At 64.6% G+C, this 17,604-nt stretch carries 15 protein-coding genes; 6 read left to right on the top strand and 9 right to left on the bottom strand.

Annotation, left to right across the window (positions count from 1 at the left end; translation table 11 throughout):
- Positions 1–4: 4 nt before the first annotated feature.
- From ACLBYD_RS26950 to ACLBYD_RS26915, 8 genes are all read right to left on the bottom strand, one after another.
- Positions 5–988 carry an NAD(P)H-dependent flavin oxidoreductase gene (locus ACLBYD_RS26950; RefSeq protein ID WP_447818841.1) on the bottom strand — a complete coding sequence of 328 codons (984 nt, stop codon included), beginning with the start codon at positions 986–988 and terminating at the stop codon, positions 5–7.
- A complete protein-coding gene (locus ACLBYD_RS26945; RefSeq protein ID WP_447818840.1) occupies positions 985–1,518 on the bottom strand; it encodes a TetR/AcrR family transcriptional regulator in 534 nt (177 codons plus the stop codon). Before ACLBYD_RS26945 ends, ACLBYD_RS26950 begins: the two co-directional genes overlap by 4 nt.
- 149 nt (positions 1,519–1,667) lie before the next feature.
- Positions 1,668–2,861: a thiolase family protein gene (locus ACLBYD_RS26940; protein WP_447818839.1), complete on the bottom strand. Its 1,194-nt coding sequence runs from the start codon at positions 2,859–2,861 to the stop codon at positions 1,668–1,670.
- Positions 2,862–3,038: 177 nt separating this feature from the next.
- Positions 3,039–4,451 (bottom strand): WS/DGAT/MGAT family O-acyltransferase, encoded by a 1,413-nt coding sequence (locus ACLBYD_RS26935; RefSeq protein ID WP_447818838.1) that lies wholly within the window; start codon positions 4,449–4,451, stop codon positions 3,039–3,041.
- Between the two features lie 77 nt (positions 4,452–4,528).
- Positions 4,529–5,518 carry a patatin-like phospholipase family protein gene (locus ACLBYD_RS26930; protein ID WP_447818837.1) on the bottom strand — a complete coding sequence of 330 codons (990 nt, stop codon included), beginning with the start codon at positions 5,516–5,518 and terminating at the stop codon, positions 4,529–4,531.
- Positions 5,519–5,654: 136 nt separating this feature from the next.
- Positions 5,655–7,064 carry a 4-hydroxyphenylacetate 3-hydroxylase N-terminal domain-containing protein gene (locus ACLBYD_RS26925; RefSeq protein ID WP_447818836.1) on the bottom strand — a complete coding sequence of 470 codons (1,410 nt, stop codon included), beginning with the start codon at positions 7,062–7,064 and terminating at the stop codon, positions 5,655–5,657.
- A gap of 210 nt (positions 7,065–7,274) precedes the next feature.
- Positions 7,275–8,714 (bottom strand): aldehyde dehydrogenase, encoded by a 1,440-nt coding sequence (locus ACLBYD_RS26920; RefSeq protein ID WP_447818835.1) that lies wholly within the window; start codon positions 8,712–8,714, stop codon positions 7,275–7,277.
- A 119-nt stretch (positions 8,715–8,833) separates the two neighbouring features.
- Entirely contained in the window at positions 8,834–9,745 is a 912-nt protein-coding gene (locus ACLBYD_RS26915) for an IclR family transcriptional regulator (protein ID WP_447818834.1), read from the bottom strand.
- Between the two features lie 100 nt (positions 9,746–9,845).
- On the opposite strand from ACLBYD_RS26915, the gene ACLBYD_RS26910 reads away from it, so the two are divergent.
- The 4 genes from ACLBYD_RS26910 to ACLBYD_RS26895 all read left to right on the top strand — a co-directional run bounded on the left by ACLBYD_RS26910 (position 9,846) and on the right by ACLBYD_RS26895 (position 15,551).
- Positions 9,846–11,558: a thiamine pyrophosphate-binding protein gene (locus ACLBYD_RS26910; protein ID WP_447818833.1), complete on the top strand. Its 1,713-nt coding sequence runs from the start codon at positions 9,846–9,848 to the stop codon at positions 11,556–11,558.
- Positions 11,555–12,511, top strand: coding sequence for an alcohol dehydrogenase catalytic domain-containing protein (locus ACLBYD_RS26905; protein WP_447818832.1), 957 nt, complete (start codon positions 11,555–11,557; stop codon positions 12,509–12,511). The genes ACLBYD_RS26910 and ACLBYD_RS26905 overlap by 4 nt, the downstream gene beginning before the upstream one ends.
- Positions 12,508–13,290, top strand: a complete 783-nt coding sequence (locus ACLBYD_RS26900) for an SDR family NAD(P)-dependent oxidoreductase (protein WP_447818831.1) — start codon at positions 12,508–12,510, stop codon at positions 13,288–13,290. Before ACLBYD_RS26905 ends, ACLBYD_RS26900 begins: the two co-directional genes overlap by 4 nt.
- 452 nt (positions 13,291–13,742) lie before the next feature.
- On the top strand, positions 13,743–15,551 hold the full coding sequence (locus tag ACLBYD_RS26895; protein ID WP_447818830.1) for a long-chain-fatty-acid--CoA ligase: 1,809 nt from the start codon (positions 13,743–13,745) through the stop codon (positions 15,549–15,551).
- Positions 15,552–15,581: 30 nt separating this feature from the next.
- Here the strand turns inward: ACLBYD_RS26895 and ACLBYD_RS26890 are convergent, their stop codons facing one another.
- The gene (locus ACLBYD_RS26890; protein WP_447818829.1) at positions 15,582–16,262 is read right to left on the bottom strand and encodes a TetR/AcrR family transcriptional regulator; all 681 of its coding nucleotides are present in this window, start codon (positions 16,260–16,262) and stop codon (positions 15,582–15,584) included.
- A 135-nt stretch (positions 16,263–16,397) separates the two neighbouring features.
- Between ACLBYD_RS26890 and ACLBYD_RS26885 the strand changes: the two genes are divergently transcribed.
- A complete protein-coding gene (locus ACLBYD_RS26885) occupies positions 16,398–16,667 on the top strand; it encodes a helix-turn-helix domain-containing protein (protein ID WP_447818828.1) in 270 nt (89 codons plus the stop codon).
- 434 nt (positions 16,668–17,101) lie between these two features.
- Positions 17,102–17,503, top strand: coding sequence for a transposase (locus tag ACLBYD_RS26880; protein ID WP_447818827.1), 402 nt, complete (start codon positions 17,102–17,104; stop codon positions 17,501–17,503).
- Positions 17,504–17,604: the final 101 nt, after the last annotated feature.

Below are 17,604 nucleotides of genomic sequence, written 5' to 3'. Positions count from 1 at the left end.
GTTATCAGGCGGGAACGCGGTCGAGCATTCCGCCGAGCCGCTCGGTGATCAGGTCTTCTGCTTCGGTGGTGATGCGCCCGACCAGCTCGGCGACCGTCGGGATGTCGTGGATGAGACCTTGTGAGGTGCCAACGGTCCAGATGCCGGCTTCAGTGTCGCCGAGTTCGTACACGGTTCGACCGCGTGCACCGGCAACGAGTTCGCGGACGTCTTCGAATCGACCGCCACGCTCGAGGATCCCGACGACTTCCCGGCTGATGGTATTGCTGGCGACACGGGCAGTGTTGCGCAGTGGCCGGAAGATGAGTTCGGTCTGGGTTTCGTCGGCCGCGACAATGGCTTCCTTGATGTTCTGGTGGATCGGTGATTCGGCGGTGCACATGAACCGGGTGCCCATGTTGATTCCGTCGGCGCCGAGGGCAAGGGCCGCTACGAGACCGCGGGCGTCGGCGAATCCGCCCGAGGCGATCATCGGGATAGTGATTTTTTGGGCAGCCGCAGGGATGAGGACGAGGCCGGCAATGTCGTCTTCACCGGGGTGTCCGGCGCACTCGAAGCCGTCGATGCTGATTCCGTCCACACCAAGTTCCTGCGCCTTGACGGCGTGGCGCACGGAGGTGCACTTGTGGAGAACTTTCACCCCCGCCTCATGGAACATTGGCAGGTGCGGGCCGGGATTGGATCCGGCGGTTTCGACGATCTTGACCCCCGACTCGATGATCACCTGCCGGTACTCGTCATAGGGCGGCGGCGTGATCGAGGGCAAAATCGTCAGGTTCACACCGAAGGGCTGGTCGGTCAGTTCACGGCACCGGGCGATCTCGCAAGCGAGATCCTCCGGTGTGGGTTGGGTTAGTGCGGTGATGAACCCGAGGGCTCCGGCGTTTGCAACCGCGGCGACCAGCTCGGCGCGGCCAACCCATTGCATACCCCCTTGGACGATGGGGTGGCGGATGCCGAACGTTTCGGTGAATGCGGTGGAAATCATCTGATGGTCCTCTTCCGTGATGGATGCAGGCGTCGACCGTGTTGAGGGCGACGTGGACATAGCGCTGCGCGACCTGGACATAGCGCTGCGCGACGTCCGTCGTTGTGAGCTCGCCATCGATTGGTACCAGTGGACGACGATCTGCACATACCGAGCAACGCGTGGGCAGCCTCGTGGGGCTCGCTGGTGTTAACCACCGTGGTCGAGACGCCCTCGTGGATGATGTCGGCGAGCAGCGCGTGGAGCTCGCGGCACGCTGCGGGGTAGGTCTTCGCGTCGGTCTGGACCGATCGCAGTTCGAGGTCGAGGAAGGCCAGTTCTACGCGCTGGGTCGTGGACAGCACGAATGATTCGATGACGTTCGTGAACTGGGCGCGCACGTCGTCACCTTCTTCGTCCCTCGCGGTGGTTGCTCTCTCGATCACCTCGCGTGCCGCGGCATCAAGTAAGGCCACCAGTACGGCTTCCTTGCTCTGGTGGTAGTAGGACGTCGGCGCGGTGACTCCGTTGTGCCGTGCGATCGACCGCATCGATGCCACGCGATAGCCGTGCGTGAAAAACCCATGGAGTACGTGTTGCAGTACCGGTGTCAGCTGCAGGGATGCGAAACTGCGCCACTGCGAGATCTTCCTCTCGATCACTGATCAGCTTTGCGATGACGAACAGCGCAAACGTTTCGTCAGATGCGTTCAATGATGGTGGCGTTGGCCATGCCGGCGCCCTCGCACATGGTCTGCAGGCCGTAGCGTCCGCCGGTGACCTCGAGGTTGTTGACCAGGGTGCTCAGTAGGCGGGTGCCCGATGAGCCGAGTGCGTGCCCGAGCGCGATGGCGCCGCCCCACGGGTTGAGCTTGGCTAGGTCGGCCCCGAACTCGTGCGCCCACGCCAGCGGCACCGGCGCGAACGCCTCGTTGACCTCGTACGCGTCGATGTCGTCGATACTCAGCCCCGACTTCGCGAGGATCTTCTTGGTCGCCGGGATCGGCGCGGTGAGCATGAAGACCGGGTCGTCACCGGCAACGGCGAACGAATGGAACCGGGCCCGCGGGGTCAGTCCCAGCTTCGACGCCATCTCTTCGCTCATGATCAGCGCCGCGGACGCGCCGTCGGTCAGCGGCGACGAGTTGCCCGGGGTGATGTGCCACTGCGCCTCGGGGAACCGGGCCGCGTACTTCTCGGAGTAGAACGACGGCTTCAGCCCGGCCAATCCATTGGCGGTGGTCGAGGCGCGCACCGTCTCGTCGAGGGTGTGTACGACGATATCCCCCGCGGAATTGTGCACCGCAATCGGGACGATCTCCTTGTCGAACAACTTGTTCGCGGCTGCCTCGGCGGCCCGGCGGTGGGATTCGGCGGAGTAGACGTCGAGGGTGTCGCGGTCCAATTTCCACTTGGCGGCGATCAGTTCAGCGGAGATGCCCTGGTTGACAAGCCCTTCGGGGTAGCGGGCGGCGATGCCCGGGCCGGACGGATCCTGCCCGAGCGTGGAGGTGCCCATCGGGATCCGGGACATCGACTCCACGCCGCAGGCGATCACGATGTCATAGGCGCCGGCGATGACGCCCTGGGCGGCGAAGTGCGCGGCCTGCTGACTCGACCCGCATTGGCGGTCGACGGTGGTTGCGGGCACCGAATCCGGGAACCCGGCCGACAGTAGCGCGGTGCGGGAGATGTTCAACGACTGCTCGCCGACCTGCGCGACGCAGCCGCCGATGACATCGTCGACCTGCGCGGGGTCGATGCCGTTGCGCTCGACCACGGCGCGCAGCACGTGAGCGAGCAGCTCGACGGGATGCGTACCCGAGAGTGCGCCGCCGGGCTTACCTTTACCGGAAGCGAGGCGGACGACGTCGACGATGACCGCGTTCGTCATTTCTGACCCTTTCGTCGTGATTCGGGCGGAAACCGCCAACTGAGGGAGGCGAACTGCACCCCGAGATTCGTCCGGTTATTTATCGTTCGCTAACTAGCAACGTATGAGCGAGACTTCCACTTGTCAAGATCCCCCGACCCTTCGACATCCCGCCCAGCGCACCGGGGTGGTGCTCACTCACGAAGGGCCGATCGCCGCGTCGTACATATCTCGGTAAGAGTTTTCGAGGCACCGTCGGTACAGGTACGGGTCGGGCATCTGGTCACGATCGGCGTCGAACGAGATCGTGACGTCTCCGCAGTAACTGGTGACCGGGTGGATCAGACCCAGGCCATCCCAGATCGGTCCCCACGCGTCGTAATGGAGCATTTTTGCCCCGGTGAAGTACAGCGGCTGTTGCGAACCGGGAACATTGGTGACGATGGTGTTGAACAGCGGGCGATGCCGGTTGGCGAGGCCGACTCGGCTGTAGGTCGTCACGGCCAGCCCGGCGAGCGCACTGGGTAGATATTCTGCGTAGTCGCAGAGCACCGAGGCCGGTACAGCGTGGGTGAACTCCTTCTTCGCCGCAGTGGTCCGGTGGACCTGCCGGAGGCGTTCGATTGGTGCCGCGGTATCGCTGCCGACCGGGATCATGGCAAAGACTGCTTGATTTCCTGCCTGCCCGCGCCCAGCCTCAGAGCGGATCGAGATCGGACAGCCGGCAACCAAGGAACGTTCGGGAAGGTCATCGTGCTCGGACAAGTAGTTCCGAAGCGCTCCACCGACGATCGCCACCACCGCATCGTTGACTGTCGCCCCCTCGACCAGTGCCTTGATGCTGCGCAGATGATCGAGCGGGACGGTGATGCTGTCGTGCACCCGGTGGGGGCCTACGGCACCGTTGAGCGGCGTGCGCGGCACCGTTCCGGCGAAGAGCGGCATCTCCCGTGCACCGCGGTAGAGCGTCTCACGGACGATTGGGAGGGTCTTGTACAGCGTATCGGTCAATCGGGCCGGTTCGGTTACACCACGGAGAGCGGCGCGGGCAAGCTTGTGGATCGTTCCGGAGCCTGGGCGGGGCTGGAAACTCTCTGCCGCGACGATCGCACTCGGCGTCAGATCGTGAAGAGCATCGAGCATCTCCCAACCCGAAATACCGTCCACCGCACAGTGATGGAGTTTGAACAGCACCGCGAACGAACCCGACGGCACTCCTTCGACCGCATCGAGCCCTTCGATGACCCAGATTTCCCATGGGGGCCGGGTGAGGTCGATCGACCGCGCGTTCAGACGGCACGAGTCGATCATCAACTGCCGCCAATCCGCGGGGGCAGTCAGCGCCACATGGCGGACATGAAACTCGATGTCGAAATCCGGGTCGTCAACCCAGTACGGGAAGTCAAGGTCGAGCGGAACACGGGAGAGCTTCCGCCGGAAGACTTTCGACCGATTCAAACGCGATTCGATATTGCGCAGGATTGTCTTGAAGCGGATCGTTTCTCCCGGCCGGGTCGCCGGGTCGTAGATTCCGAGCCCGCCGATGTGCAGGAACTGTGACGGCGTCTCCGCGAAAAGAAAGGCCGCATCGAGACCCGAGAGCTGATTCATGGTGCTCCTGACCGCAGTGTGCGGTGATGTTGATTATCGACCGTTAATTAGCGTGCGTGAAAACTCGCCAGCTCGTATCAGTTTTTTCGACCCTTCCCACCTGTTATTGCAGCACAGAGGGTTTCGCCAGCCGGAGTGCGTAACCTTGCGGCCGTCTGCCGGTAGGCGTGACGTTCGATCTCCGCGAGCGAGTGGGCCGCCAGGAAATTGACTCGGTAGTGCTCAAGAGTGGCAGCGTCCGGCAGGATCAGCCACGCCTGCCTGCCAAGGCGCCGTAGTTTCCGGATTTCGCGCTGGAGGAGGAGATTCGATCCTGTTCGCAGGAACTGACGGTGTAGCGGGGGTCGGCTTCGGGGATCGAATGCGAGCGGCGCAATACAGATCACGTGGGAGGAGTGGGCATGCGCGGCCAGATCGAGATTGTTCATCGAGTGCACCCCGCCATCGACGAGTACCTTCGTCCCCGCACGCACTGGGGCGAAGACGCCAGGCACCGCGGTGGTGGCCTGCACCGCCGCTCTCAGCGAGATCGTCCGCGACCTCTCCGATCTGCCGAGTACCACGCGGCGGCCGGAGACGATGTCGACGGCGGTCAGCCAGAGCGTACGTGTGGGCCATTCGTGCGGCAGGCTGTTGATGTTGCTGTAGTCGTGTGGCCCGGCTAACTCGGCCCGGAAGAATCGGCGGAGCGGTCGCGGTGGCGTGGGGAAGGGAATGCGAACGAGGGAGCGGCCCAGCACCCAGCTGGCCCCGCCGGCGCGGGCGGCGAGGTCGAAGGGTGTGCCCCATGAGCGGGTGAGGACGGGCGCCGAGCCCGACCAGACACCGTCACCGATTGCCCGTCGGGCGAGGGCCGATGTCGGGCACCCCGTTCGGATCCATGCACCGGCGAGCCCTCCGGCGCTCGTCCCGACGATGGCCTGCGCGTCGTTCGCACTGATCCCTGCCACGTCCTCAAGCGCACGCAGCGCTCCGGCGTGGAAGGCTACTCCAGGAACCCCACCGCCGCCGAGCACCAGGGTGAACGGCCGAGAGTTCTCTCGGCCAGAGGGAGCGTGTTCGGGCATCGACTTCTCCTCAGGAAAGGGCAGTCTCGACGTGTATCGACGCGAAAATTGCCAGCTCCGAAGAACTGGAAGGGGCTCCGCGTCGCCCGCACCCTGGATTCGGCAAACGCATCGACGTCCACGGTGTGGGGCGTTTTCACAATTGGTCGATGCCGGCGAGGGCGCTGACGTAGTCGCGGGCCCGGGTCGCGTCGAAGGAGCGTGAGATCTGCAGTTTCTCCGCTTCGATAGATCCTTCGGCGTGGGTGGCGAGCACCGACTGGTATCCGCCGTAATCGCGTGCGGTGAGATCGGCAATGAAGTTGAGCAGACGGAGGCGCTTCTCGGCAGGGGCCGCTGCCGCGTAGTACTTTTCGAGCACCGCACGGATCTCGGGGTTGTCCCAGTCCTCGCCGCCCGGGCCGGTTGCAAGCAGCCCACCGGACAGGTCCGTCAGGATCGCGACGGCATTGTGGAAACCGTGCGCGAAGTGATACTTGGCCATATTCACCGCGAGCGGATCCGGCTGTTGCACCCCGTGCTCTCCCGGACGGGAGCGGACCGCCGACAGCTGCGCGAGGCCGCGGACGGTCTCGCTCCAGGTGATCAGCTCGGTCAGCTTGCCCTTGACGTGTCCAGCCTTGCTGATGCCGTTGGCCTCGGCGATGAGCGACGCCGCCCCGACTATGATGTCGAGCAGGGGCAGCTTGTAGTTGATGGCGGTGAAGCGGTGGTAATCGACGAACGCCAGCGCCAGCGGACCGGCCAACTCCGGTCGTCGGTTGAGGAAGACGCGGTCCTTCGGGACCCGTACGTCGTCGAAGACGGTCAGCGATTCGAGCAGCTTGTGCTTGGTGGAGATCGGGAATTCGAAGCTGTTGCGCTCCCCCGCTGCGTACGGCGACACATACAGGTTCAGACCCGGGGTGTCGACGGGAATCGCGAACGAGACCGCGTAGTCGGCGTCGTCGGGTCCCATTGCCCGGGTCGGCAGCACGATCAACTCGTCCGCGTTCGCCGAGAAGGAGGTGTGGCACTTCGCTCCTCGGACGGTGATCGACTCATCGTCCTCGTCGACGATGTGCAGATACAAGTCCGGGTCGGCCTGCTGACGCGGGGCCAGGGAGCGGTCCCCCTTGACGTCGGTCTGCGCGACCGCCAAGGCCAGATCCTTGCGGCACACCCGCTGGTAGAACGCGCGTGCGTTCTCGAGCCCCTCCCCCTCGGTGGCGCGCAGCAGCGCGAACAGCGCATCGCTGCCGACCTCCTTGAGGACGATCGTGCCGCCGCCCCGGCGGGAGACCTCCTCGATCAGGGTCCCGCGCCGGACCAGGTCGTCCGCATTGGCGGGGGCGACGTAAAACGCGCTGACCTGCTCCCCGTCGACCTCGGTGACCGCCAGGTCAGGCCGGTCGGCGGCGATATCGTAGCAGAGCGCCGAATGATCAACTGCGAGAGCTAGTTCAGGTTCGCCGACCACGTCGTCGATCTGCCGGCCTCGGTAAAACACCCGCCGTCCGTCCGTCAAACCCTTGCGGAACTCGTCACCGGTACGCAAACCCACCATGCACTCCTTGTCAGCTGTCGGCATCGGCCGATCTACATTACTCTATCGATCGTTATATAAGTATCAAGTGTACGGTCGAGTAACCGGCCGGATAGGGGTGAACGAGTTCCGCCGTGGCGACCATGGTCATGCGTACCTCTCGGAGGATCTGCGGCCCAGCAAAAGAAACAGCGCCCGAGCCACGGGGTTCGGGCGCTCGACCTTGTGGTGTCAGTCGGTGAGGTAGATCGACTTGGTGTTGAAGTAGGCGGCGAGACCTTCCGGACCGAGTTCTCGTCCGAGACCACTGGCCTTGATTCCCCCGAACGGCGCACCGAAATCGAGGGTGTACCCGTTGACGCCGAAGGACCCGGTCTCCACCCGCCGTGCAACTTCGAGCCCATGCTCGGCATCGGCGGTCCACACCGTTCCGCCGAGCCCGAATTCGGAGTCGTTGGCGATCGCGATCGCCTGCTCCTCATCGGTGTAGGGGATGACCGAGAGTACCGGCCCGAAGATCTCCTCGCGAGCGATGGTGTGGTCGAGTCCGACCTCCCCGAAGACGGTCGGTTCGACGAACCATCCGCGGTCGCGGTCGGCGGGGCGCCCCCCACCGGTGGTCAGTTTCGCGCCATCGCTGCGGCCGGCCTCGATATAGGACTCGACTCGGGCCCGCTGCCCGGCGCTGACCAACGGTCCGATGAATGTGTTCGGGTCGAGGGGATCGCCGACGGGAAGAGAGGACACCATGGCGGTGACCGCGTCGAGCACCTCCGAGTATCGGCTCTGCGGGGCAAGGATTCTCGTGGAGGCGTAGCACGTCTGACCGGTGTTGATCAGGGATGCGGTCGCCAGGCCCTGCACCGTAGTAGCCAGGTCGGCATCGTCGAGGATCAGCGCGGCGGACTTGCCGCCCAGCTCCAGCGAGACCGGTCGCAGCAGCCGACCACAGGTTTCGGCGATCTGCCGTCCGGCCGGAGTGGATCCGGTGAACGCCACCTTCTGCACGCCCGGGTGGGCAACGAGGTGCTTGCCGATCTCCGGTCCACCGGTGACGATGTTGAGGACACCGGCGGGCAGGCCAGCCTCGGCAGCAGCCTCGGCCAGGACGAACGAGTCGAGCACCGTCTCCGGTGACGGCTTGAGGACGACCGTGCAGCCGGCCGCGAGCGCCGGGGCGATCTTCATCATCGCCAGCAGCGCCGGAAAGTTCCACGGTGCGATGGCAGCGACGACACCAATCGGCTCCTTCCGGACCACCGTTGTTCCGTTGCCCGCCAACGCCGGTCGACGTTCTTCCAGTTCAGTGCCGCGGGCCAAAGCGGCGTAGTAGTGCAGCAGGCCGGCCGGACCCTCGCCCTCGGCAACGGTGGCGATCGATATTGGCATCCCGTTCTGCTCGCTGACCAGGCGAGCGGACAGCTCGGCTCGGTTACCGAGGGTAATCGCGAACCGTTCGAGAACGTCGGCGCGCTGCGCCGGCGTGAACGCCGACCAGGAACGGAACGCGCGGGCCGCCGCCGCGACGGCGGCATCGACGTCGGCCGGGGTGCTGTGGGGTACCTGCCCGATCTTCTCTTCCGTCGACGCCGAGTGCACCTCGATTACGTCGGACGACGTGGGCTCGCGCCACTCTCCGTCGATGTACAGGGCAGCGTGATTGTGAAGCATGGGGCCTCCTCGGACCGTTGGGCGCCGGGTCGAACTGCGCGGGTTGCTGCGCCGAGCACCGCGAGTGACAGAGATCATATAGCGATCGATAAATAACGTAGGCGCACGATTCGACGCTGTCAATGCGCTGGCGGGCGGCCGCGGACGGCGGCGGTCACTTGAGCAGCTGCGTCTCGGACAAGGTCACCGAGCTCGAGCGTGGCCTCACCCGATATGGAGGCGCGGGCGTCGACGACGCACAACACCATCGCCGGATCGGCGTCGGGTCCGAAGACGACCGAATTGACCGAGATCGGCTGATAACTCCCGTGAGGGTCTACCGCACCGATCAATACATCCGCCGACAGCAGGCGCCGGGCCTCACGCAGCGCGAAGGCCGACCGCTGCCCTCCCCGTCCGTGTCCGCGTAGCGCCGAGACCGCATCCGCCAGCGAAGGGTCGTGTTGCCGAAGGCATTCGATTGCGAATCCGCGTTTGCGGATGAGTGCGAGGATCGGCTCGTACCGGGCTCGCAGCAAGGCGGCGTCCTCGTCGAGTGCTTGCTCGCCGAGGGTGTACCACTCGTCGAGTCGATCGGATGGGTACCAGGCGGCCAGTCCGGCACCCAGCGGTGGTGCGAGCAGCACCTTGTCGCCCAAGCGCAGGCCGAGGGTGCCCCGACGGCCGCCGATCGGTTGGACGATCTCGGCGACCACCAGGTCGGCGCCGGACGGGACGAAGGCGATGCTGGCCAGGTGAGTGAGGTCGGCGAGCCGATGCATCGCCGGCCGTGCGAGGTCGACGACGTCGGCCGCCTTGTCCGCTGCCTGCCCTATTGGAATCAAAGCGGGGCCGAGTTGGTAGGTCTTGCGGCTGGGATGGCGGATGAGCCAGCCGGCCTCGGTGAGGGCGATCACCATCGGATAGCACGTGGCCTTCGCGACACCGAGGTGCCGGGCGATATCCGCCAGACTGCGCCCGGCGCCAGGTTCCTCGGCGAGCCATGCCAGGAGCATCACGATGCGATCGGTCTGTGGGGACGTCCGTGTCATGTGTTCGCATAATGCCACTCTGGCGCTGCATTGTGATAACCGCTACATTTACCTTTAGCGATCGCTATACAGCTTAGTTTTCGTTGTGGAGAGGACTTCGATGACAATCAACGGTGGTCAGTTGCTGGCCAAGGCGCTGGCACAGGTGGGGACGACAGAGGTGTTCACCCTGCACGGTGGGCATCTGGACGCCTTCCTGGTGGCGTGCAGCGCGGAGGGCATCCGGTTGACGGACACCCGGCACGAGTCGAGTGCCGGTCACGCCGCCGACGCCTACGCCCGCGTCACAGGCGGACTCGGGGTCTGTGTCGTCACCTCGGGTCCGGGATTCACGAACGCCTATACTGCGATCGCGAATTCCTATCTCGACCGCACCCCCACCCTGTTCATCGTCGGGGCTCCGCCGCTGCGCGAGACCGAGACCAACCCGCTGCAGGGTGGCTTCGACCAGATCGCCGCGGCGACACCGGTGACGAAGTGGGCATACCGGATTACCGATCCCGCACGGGTTCCCGAGTTCGTTGCCCTGGCCGTCCGCAAGGCCACCACCGGCGTTCCGGGCCCGGTTCTGCTTGAGATTCCGATCGACGTGATGTTCGGTGAGGCAGACGAGAACGCGGTCCGGTACCCGGTCAACTACACCATCGAGGACCGGCCAGCGCCGCCGGCGACCGCCGTGGAATCGGCTCTCGACCTGTTGCAGACCGCGACGAACCCCGCGATCGTTATCGGCGGTGGGGTCACGTTCTCCGGTGCCGCGGACGCCCTCGTCGCTTTCGCCGAAGCCGTTGATGTCCCAGTCTTCTACCCGGGCAAGGCCGACGGTTCGATCCCTGCAAGCCACCGCTTGGCCGGCGGAGGTCTGCTCGCCCTGGGCACCCTGCCTGCGCTCGGCCAACCGACCCCGGATGTCGTGATAATCGTGGGCGCACGGGCCGGGATGTTCACCGGCGGCCGAACCAGCCTGTTCCCTGGCGCCCGGCTCGTCCAAATCGACATCGACGCTTCCGAACTCGGTCGGATGCACGACGTCGCCGTCCCGATCCTTGCGGACTGCCGGGAAACCCTGCTCGCGCTGACCTCCGCCGCCGCCACCCGCACCTGGCCGGACTGGTCCGGTTGGGTGCAGGCGGCAACGGGCGCCAAGCACGCCCACCGGGCCGGATTCGTCGACGAGACGACCGAGTCGGGCAAACCCCACCCGTACTTCGCAGCCCGCGCCATCGTCGACGCCTGCCCACCGGACACGATCTTCGTGATGGACGGCGCCGAGGCACCCTCCTGGGCGGAATTCTTCGCCACCACCGAATCACCCGGCGGTGTCCTGCGCCTCGGGTATCTCGGATGCCTGGGTGTCGGACCAGGATTCGCGATCGGAGCGCACCGGGCCCGCCCGGACGCACCCGTCGTGATCATCACCGGTGACGGGGCCGCCGGCTTCCACATCCAGGAGTTCGACACGATGGCCCGGCACAACATCCCGGTGGTCACTGTTGTCTTCAACAATGCGGTCTGGGGAATGTCGATCCACGGTCAAGAAGCCGTCTACGGCGACCGCGGCGTTGTGGTTTCCGAACTCGCCGACAGTGCCTACGAGAAGGTGGCTGAGGCATTTGGTGGATATGGCGAGCGGGTCCAGAGCACCGCGGCAATCGCCGACGCGATGAAGCGCGCGTTCGCCGCCGGCGTGCCGGCCTGTCTCAACGTCGAGATCGACCCGACGGTGGTGCACCCGATCACCACGATAATGCTCGGCGACGTCACCAGCTCCGACGAAATCGTGGTCCCCTACTACGAGAACATCCCCCGATGAAGGGGCTGCTGTTCCGCGAACCCGGCGTGGTCACGCTCGCCGACCTCGATACCCCAGTAGCCGACGACGGCGAGGTGCTAGTGCAGGTCAAGGCCGCCGGCATCTGCGGCTCCGACCTGCACGGCGTCTCCGACGGCATGTACCCCCATCCAGTGGTGCTCGGACACGAGTTCGCGGGCGTCACCGAGGACGGCACTCGCGTCGCGATCAACCCGCAGGTACCGTGCCGAAACTGCGCGTCCTGCACCGTCGGTGCCACCAATCTCTGCACCAGCAACTCGATCGTCGGCATCACCCAGGCGGGTGGTGTCGCCGACATGGTGGCGGTGCCTCGCGATCGGCTGGTGCCGTTGCCGGAGAGCGCGTCCTTCACCGCCGGAGCGATGGCCGAGGTCGTCGCCAACGGCGTCCATGCTCTCGCCCGCGGCGGCGGGGCGCAGCACAAGACAGTGGGGATCATCGGCGCCGGACCGATCGGGCTGGCCACCTTGTTGTGTGCCCGCGAGCAGGGAGCCACCACGATCGTGGTCACCGACCTGGTCGAGCACCGACTGGCGGTGGCAACCCGACTCGGTGCCGACGCAGTGGCACCCACCCTCGACGCCAGCTCGTTCGACCTCGTCATCGACGCGGTCGGTGCGGTCGCCACCCGGTCCGCCTCGCTGATGGCCCTGCGGCCGGGCGGCATCGCAGTCTGGATCGGGGTCAACGACCCGGCAGCGACCCTCGCGGCGTCGATGGATGTGGTGGTCACCGAACGCACCATCGTCGGGTCCTTCGCCTACACCGACGCCGAGTTCGCGCACGCGGTCGCTCTGAGTGCCCATCACGACTTCGACTGGGTCAGCACCTACCCGCTCGGGGACGCCGAACCGGTATTCGCCAACCTGCAGTCCGGACGATCGTCGATCGTGAAAGCACACTTCATCACCGAGGACAGGAGTCGACAGTGACTGCACGGGTAGCAGATAAGACCGCCGTGGTAATCGGCGGCGCGTCGGGCATTGGATGGGCATCGGCCGAGTTGCTCGCGCGCGAAGGCGCAACCGTGGTGATCGCCGACATCGACGCCGGCAAGGCAGCCGGTCGAGCACGCGAGCTCGGTGACCGCGCCCGCAGCTGCCGAGTCGACGTCACCGACGAAGAATCGGTACGCGCGCTGTTCGAGGACACCGTCACTGAAGTCGGCTCCGTCGACATCACCCTCAACTGCGCCGGAGTCAACCTACCTGGGTTGGTCACCGAACTAGATGCCGGTTCGTGGCAACGCACTATCGATCTCTGTTTGACCGGGGCCTTCTTCGTGATCAAACATTCGGCCCGTACGATGACGGCTGGAGCGGCGATTACCAGCATCGCATCGCTCAACGCGCGTCAACCCGCCGCCGGCTTCGCCGGCTACTGCGCCGCCAAAGCCGGCCTGACAATGCTCACCCAGGTGGCAGCACTCGAACTGGGCCCGCGAGGCATCCGGGTCAACGCCATCTCTCCCGGCCTGGTCGAGACACCCCTCGTGCAGGGGCTGACCTCGATACCGGCAATCCAAGCCGACTTCACCGACAACACACCTCTCGCGCGTAATGGGCAGCCGAGCGACGTTGCCGAGGCCGTGTTGTACCTCTCCTGCGACGCCGCCTCCTGGGTGACCGGGGAAATCCTCGACGTCAACGGCGGAGCACACCTGCGCCGGTATCCGGACGTGATGGCACATTTGGCGGCAGCCACAGAATAGGTGTGCCGACGGCACACCTGCGTCGGCATCAATGCAGGTGAATCGCGCCCCTTTGTTCCCTCCCTGGGCACGGCCGTGCCTCGTCCGTCAGCCAGCCCCGGACATAAATAGTTATCGATCGGTAAACTCGTGGTTCCGGTCACACCGTCGGTGTGGTGCCCGTCGTCCAGGGGAGAGAACACTTGATGAAAGCTTCGAGCTGCGCAACGGGACCGATTACCTAGATCCCGCAACCGCAACACGAGGAGATCTACCGCATTCTCGCGACACAGGAATTCCCCTGGGACCTCAACCAGGCAATGTTCGCTTGACTTATGGACGACTACGAACTGCGGCACTTCGCCTACGACGGCGGCCGTGCCGGCGCCAACGCCACACCCGACTTGTTCTGCACCTTCCCACCGAACAACTACGCCCCCGGCACCGCGGTCAAACACTTCGCCCGGACAATCATGGACGATCCCCTCCGCGACGCGTTTTACTACCCTCACTACCCGCCCCCACCCGCATCGAATGCATCCTCTCTATCGGCGCCCTCAAGCCTGCGCCCGCATCGTCCGCCACCCCGTACCACCCCCAGATACGCCCGCGACCTCCCCAACATCCGCAGCCACCCATGGCTACCAGATCGGCCGACTCGGCACCTTCCCCAAAACCTGCCCCGGCAAGCACAACACCTCGCCGGCCGAAAAGAAGCAAGAGAGCAACATCCGATGAGCTACCGCCTCGCCGATGAATCCCGTCGACACGCACTCGAACGACCCGACGCTCCGGCATTGACTGGCCGCGGAATGTCCTTGACCTACGGTGAGCTCGACCAGCGCACCAACCGCCTGGCCAACGTGCTCCGGGAGCGAGGTATTGGCCCGCAGTCCCGTGTGGCCGTATTGGACAAGAGTTCCCCGCAGGTAATAGAGGTGCTGTTGGCGGCCGCCAAGGTCGGCGCGGTCACTGTTCCCGTCAACTGGCGGTTGGCCGCACCTGAACTCACCGGGGTCCTCAGCGACGCTGGCGTTGAAATCTTGCTTTTCCACAGCTCTTTCGAAGGTACGGTGGCTCACCTTCGTGCGAACGTGCCCACACTTGCCCACGTCATCCGCATCGACGGCGACTGCGACGAGGACTATGAAACGCTTCTCGCTTCCGCGGACGGCACCGATCCCGGATGGACCGGCGAGGCCGACGACATCGTCCTCCAGCTCTATACCTCCGGCACCACCGCGAAGCCGAAAGGTGTGCTCAGCTCCAACCGCAACCTCGGCGCCTGCACCCAGTCGGGTGGTCCGTGGGGATTCGACTCATCGTCGGTGAGTCTGTGCGCCATGCCGCTGTTCCACATCGGGGGCCTCGGTTGGGTCCTCGTCGGTATGGCAAATGGAGCGCATACCGTGATCGTTCCGGAATTCACCCCACAGTCACTACTCGACGAACTCGAGCACCACAAAATTACCAACACATTCCTAGTGCCCTCGGTGATCGGCATGCTCGTGGAGGTCCCCGGTGCCGCGGAGCGGGACTACACCGCACTGCGCTCGATCGCCTACGGTTCGTCTCCGATCACCCCGGCGCTGCTCAAGCGAGCCCTGACCACATTCGATCGGCCACTGTTCCAGGTATACGGCCTCACTGAGACCCACGGTGCCATCACCCAGCTTGACGCTTCCGACCACAGTACCGACGGCGATCATGTTCACTTGCTGCGATCAGTCGGGAAACCCTATCCCTGGGTGGAACTGAAGATCGTCCAGCCCCACTCGACCGATCCTGTGGAAACCGGGGAGACCGGCGAGATCTGTGTGCGGTCCCCACAGAACACCGTCGGCTACTTTCACCGGCCGGACGAGACCGCGAAGACAATCGACGCGGACGGCTGGCTCCACACCGGCGATGTCGGACGGTTCGACGAGCACGGATACCTCTACATCACCGACCGGATCAAGGACATGATCATCAGCGGCGGAGAGAACGTCTACCCGATCGAGGTCGAATCGGTCATTGCCGAATACCCCGGCGTCTCCCAGGTCGCCGTGATCGGTGTCCCCGACCCGACGTGGGGTGAAGCCGTCAAGGCCGTAGTGGTGACCGCCCCCGGACAGGCGATCGATGCCCGCGAACTGTCGGCCTTCGCCCGCAAGCGACTGGCCGGCTACAAGTGCCCCAAGACGATCGACATCGTGCAGTCACTCCCACTGGGCGCGACCGGGAAGATCCTCAAGCGCGAACTGCGAGAACAGTACGCGCAGCAACTGTCGACGCCGTAGCCGACACCCGCGCCGCCGAGCCGCAAAGGGTCAGGCACGTGCCGAACGTGCCTTCCGCGGCTTGGCGGCCGCGGAGACATACCCGACGGTCGTCAGGGCAATCTCCACATACTTGCGCGCCACGATCTCGGGTGTCAGCTTCCCCTCGGTGTGGTACCACCGCGGGATCGACTGGCACATCGCCAACACCGCACGCGTCGACTCCGCCGGATCCGATGTGTAGAACAGACCCCGTCGATTGCCGTCCTCGATGATCTCAAGAACAAGGTCTTCGATCCCCTTTCGGACTACCCGGTAGCGCAAACGATTGTCCGGGCTGAGATACTTCACCTCGCCCTCGAGAGCCGCCAGCCGCGCGCGAGTGGTCATACGCAGGACGATCGTCTCGATGACGTTGGACAATCGCTGCACCGGCTCCCCCCCGCCGTCCGCGCTGGCCGAATAGGCACGAGTCAACACATCGCTGGTGGAGTACTCCAGGAGAGCAAGCAAAATGCCCTCCTTGTTGCCATGGTGGTAATACAAGACCGGGATCGTCACCCCTACCCGTTGGGCGATATCTCGCACCGAGGTTCCGTGAAACCCGTTCTCGTAGAACGCGTCGAGTGCATGCGTCAAAATCGGCGACAGTTCCGGCGGGTCCATGCGCCGCCACCCCGGATTGCCGACGACAGAGGGTGACACCCTCGCACCCTTCGAAGAACGAGCCATCAGCACACCTAACTATCGATAACTACTGCTGTTGACATCAGTCTAATGGCTCGTCACGGATTGTTGACCGGGCAATCCCAGGGTCGAGGCGAGGTGCACGGCAGACTGTCTCCGAGTCGAGACAAGGAGGTGGTCGTGGCACGTCAACCCAGCTTGTTCGTCCGATCGTTGACCATGGAGGAAGGACGACGGCTGCGGAAGATCAGCCGCACCGCCGAGGACCTGATCAAGGTACGGCGCGCCATCGTGGTGCTGATGTCCGCGCACGGTCAAAGCGTCCAGGACATCACCTTGTTGATGCAGGTCAGCGACGATTACGTCCGCTATGTGATCCATGCGTTCAACGAGCATGGATTCGAGGCGTTGCACCCAATGGAATGGGGGACGCCCCACGACGATCGATGAGCAGACTCGCAAGAAGATCTGCTTGATCGCCCGGACGTCCCCCTGAAGATTGGAAGATCACTGCGTTTTCCACCTAGAGCTTGGCCAAGCTCGCCGAGCACCTGATCGCGCAGAAGATCGTGCCGACCATCAGCCGTGAGACGCTGCGTCGGATCCTGCGCGACGGAAAGGTCACCTGGTAGGCGACCACGACGTGGAGGCATCGACCGATCCGGATTTCCTGTCGAAGATGTGCACGATCTTGGATCTGTACGACACCCCGCCGACAGACGGCCCGGTCGTCTGTGTCGGCGAATTCGGTCCGCTGAACCTGCAGCCGCGGAACAGAAACTCGTGGCGGCCGGCCACGCATCCGCTGCGGTTGCGGGCGACGTATCACCGCTACGACTTCGGTGATGCACATGCTTGCCGCCCTCGATTTATCGAGCGGCGAAATGTACTACCGCATCAGGACGCGTAAACGTGCCGGCGAGTTCCTCGACTTCCTCAAAGTGTTGCGGGCCAGGTGGCCCGGGGAGAAGTGGTACGTGGTGCTCGACAACTTCTCCCCACACCGGCACCTGTCCGTCCGCGGGTGCGCTGAGGACAACGACGTCGAGTTGGTGTTTCTGCCGACCTACGGGTCGTGGCTGGACTGGATCGAGGCCGAGTTTGCGGCGTTGCGATATTTCGCACTGAACGGCACCGATCATCGCAGCCACACCGAGCAGAACGCTGCGATCGGAGCGTATATGCGGTGGCGCAATGCCCGTGCCGAACCGAAGGCGAGGTCTGCCCCGGATTCGCCGATCCGATCATGGAGCGAGTACCCGTATTATCCGGCCAAGATTTCGTGACGAGCCACTAGTGCCGCATCACGCAACGTTTGCCCTGTCGACGATCTCCCGTAGCTGTTGATCCTCGGCGTGCTTGTTGCGCCAGATGATGTAGCGACGGA

The organism is Rhodococcus sp. C26F (genome assembly GCF_053345925.1).
Note: the sequence above shows the minus strand (reverse complement) of the source record. Positions and strands in the feature narration are given on the sequence as shown.

Bases quoted from the DNA above. Each gene is read 5' to 3' on its own strand.
- ACLBYD_RS26935 (WP_447818838.1), bottom strand. From the start codon at position 4,451: ATGAATCAGCTCTCGGGTCTCGATGCGGCCTTTCTTTTCGCGGAGACG.
- ACLBYD_RS26950 (WP_447818841.1), bottom strand. From the start codon at position 988: ATGATTTCCACCGCATTCACCGAAACGTTCGGCATCCGCCACCCCATC.
- ACLBYD_RS26930 (WP_447818837.1), bottom strand. From the start codon at position 5,518: ATGCCCGAACACGCTCCCTCTGGCCGAGAGAACTCTCGGCCGTTCACC.
- ACLBYD_RS26880 (WP_447818827.1), top strand. From the start codon at position 17,102: ATGTACTACCGCATCAGGACGCGTAAACGTGCCGGCGAGTTCCTCGAC.
- ACLBYD_RS26925 (WP_447818836.1), bottom strand. From the start codon at position 7,064: ATGGTGGGTTTGCGTACCGGTGACGAGTTCCGCAAGGGTTTGACGGAC.
- ACLBYD_RS26940 (WP_447818839.1), bottom strand. From the start codon at position 2,861: ATGACGAACGCGGTCATCGTCGACGTCGTCCGCCTCGCTTCCGGTAAA.
- ACLBYD_RS26910 (WP_447818833.1), top strand. From the start codon at position 9,846: ATGACAATCAACGGTGGTCAGTTGCTGGCCAAGGCGCTGGCACAGGTG.
- ACLBYD_RS26945 (WP_447818840.1), bottom strand. From the start codon at position 1,518: ATGCGGTCGATCGCACGGCACAACGGAGTCACCGCGCCGACGTCCTAC.
- ACLBYD_RS26895 (WP_447818830.1), top strand. From the start codon at position 13,743: ATGGACGATCCCCTCCGCGACGCGTTTTACTACCCTCACTACCCGCCC.
- ACLBYD_RS26920 (WP_447818835.1), bottom strand. From the start codon at position 8,714: ATGCTTCACAATCACGCTGCCCTGTACATCGACGGAGAGTGGCGCGAG.
- ACLBYD_RS26915 (WP_447818834.1), bottom strand. From the start codon at position 9,745: ATGACACGGACGTCCCCACAGACCGATCGCATCGTGATGCTCCTGGCA.
- ACLBYD_RS26905 (WP_447818832.1), top strand. From the start codon at position 11,555: ATGAAGGGGCTGCTGTTCCGCGAACCCGGCGTGGTCACGCTCGCCGAC.
- ACLBYD_RS26890 (WP_447818829.1), bottom strand. From the start codon at position 16,262: ATGGCTCGTTCTTCGAAGGGTGCGAGGGTGTCACCCTCTGTCGTCGGC.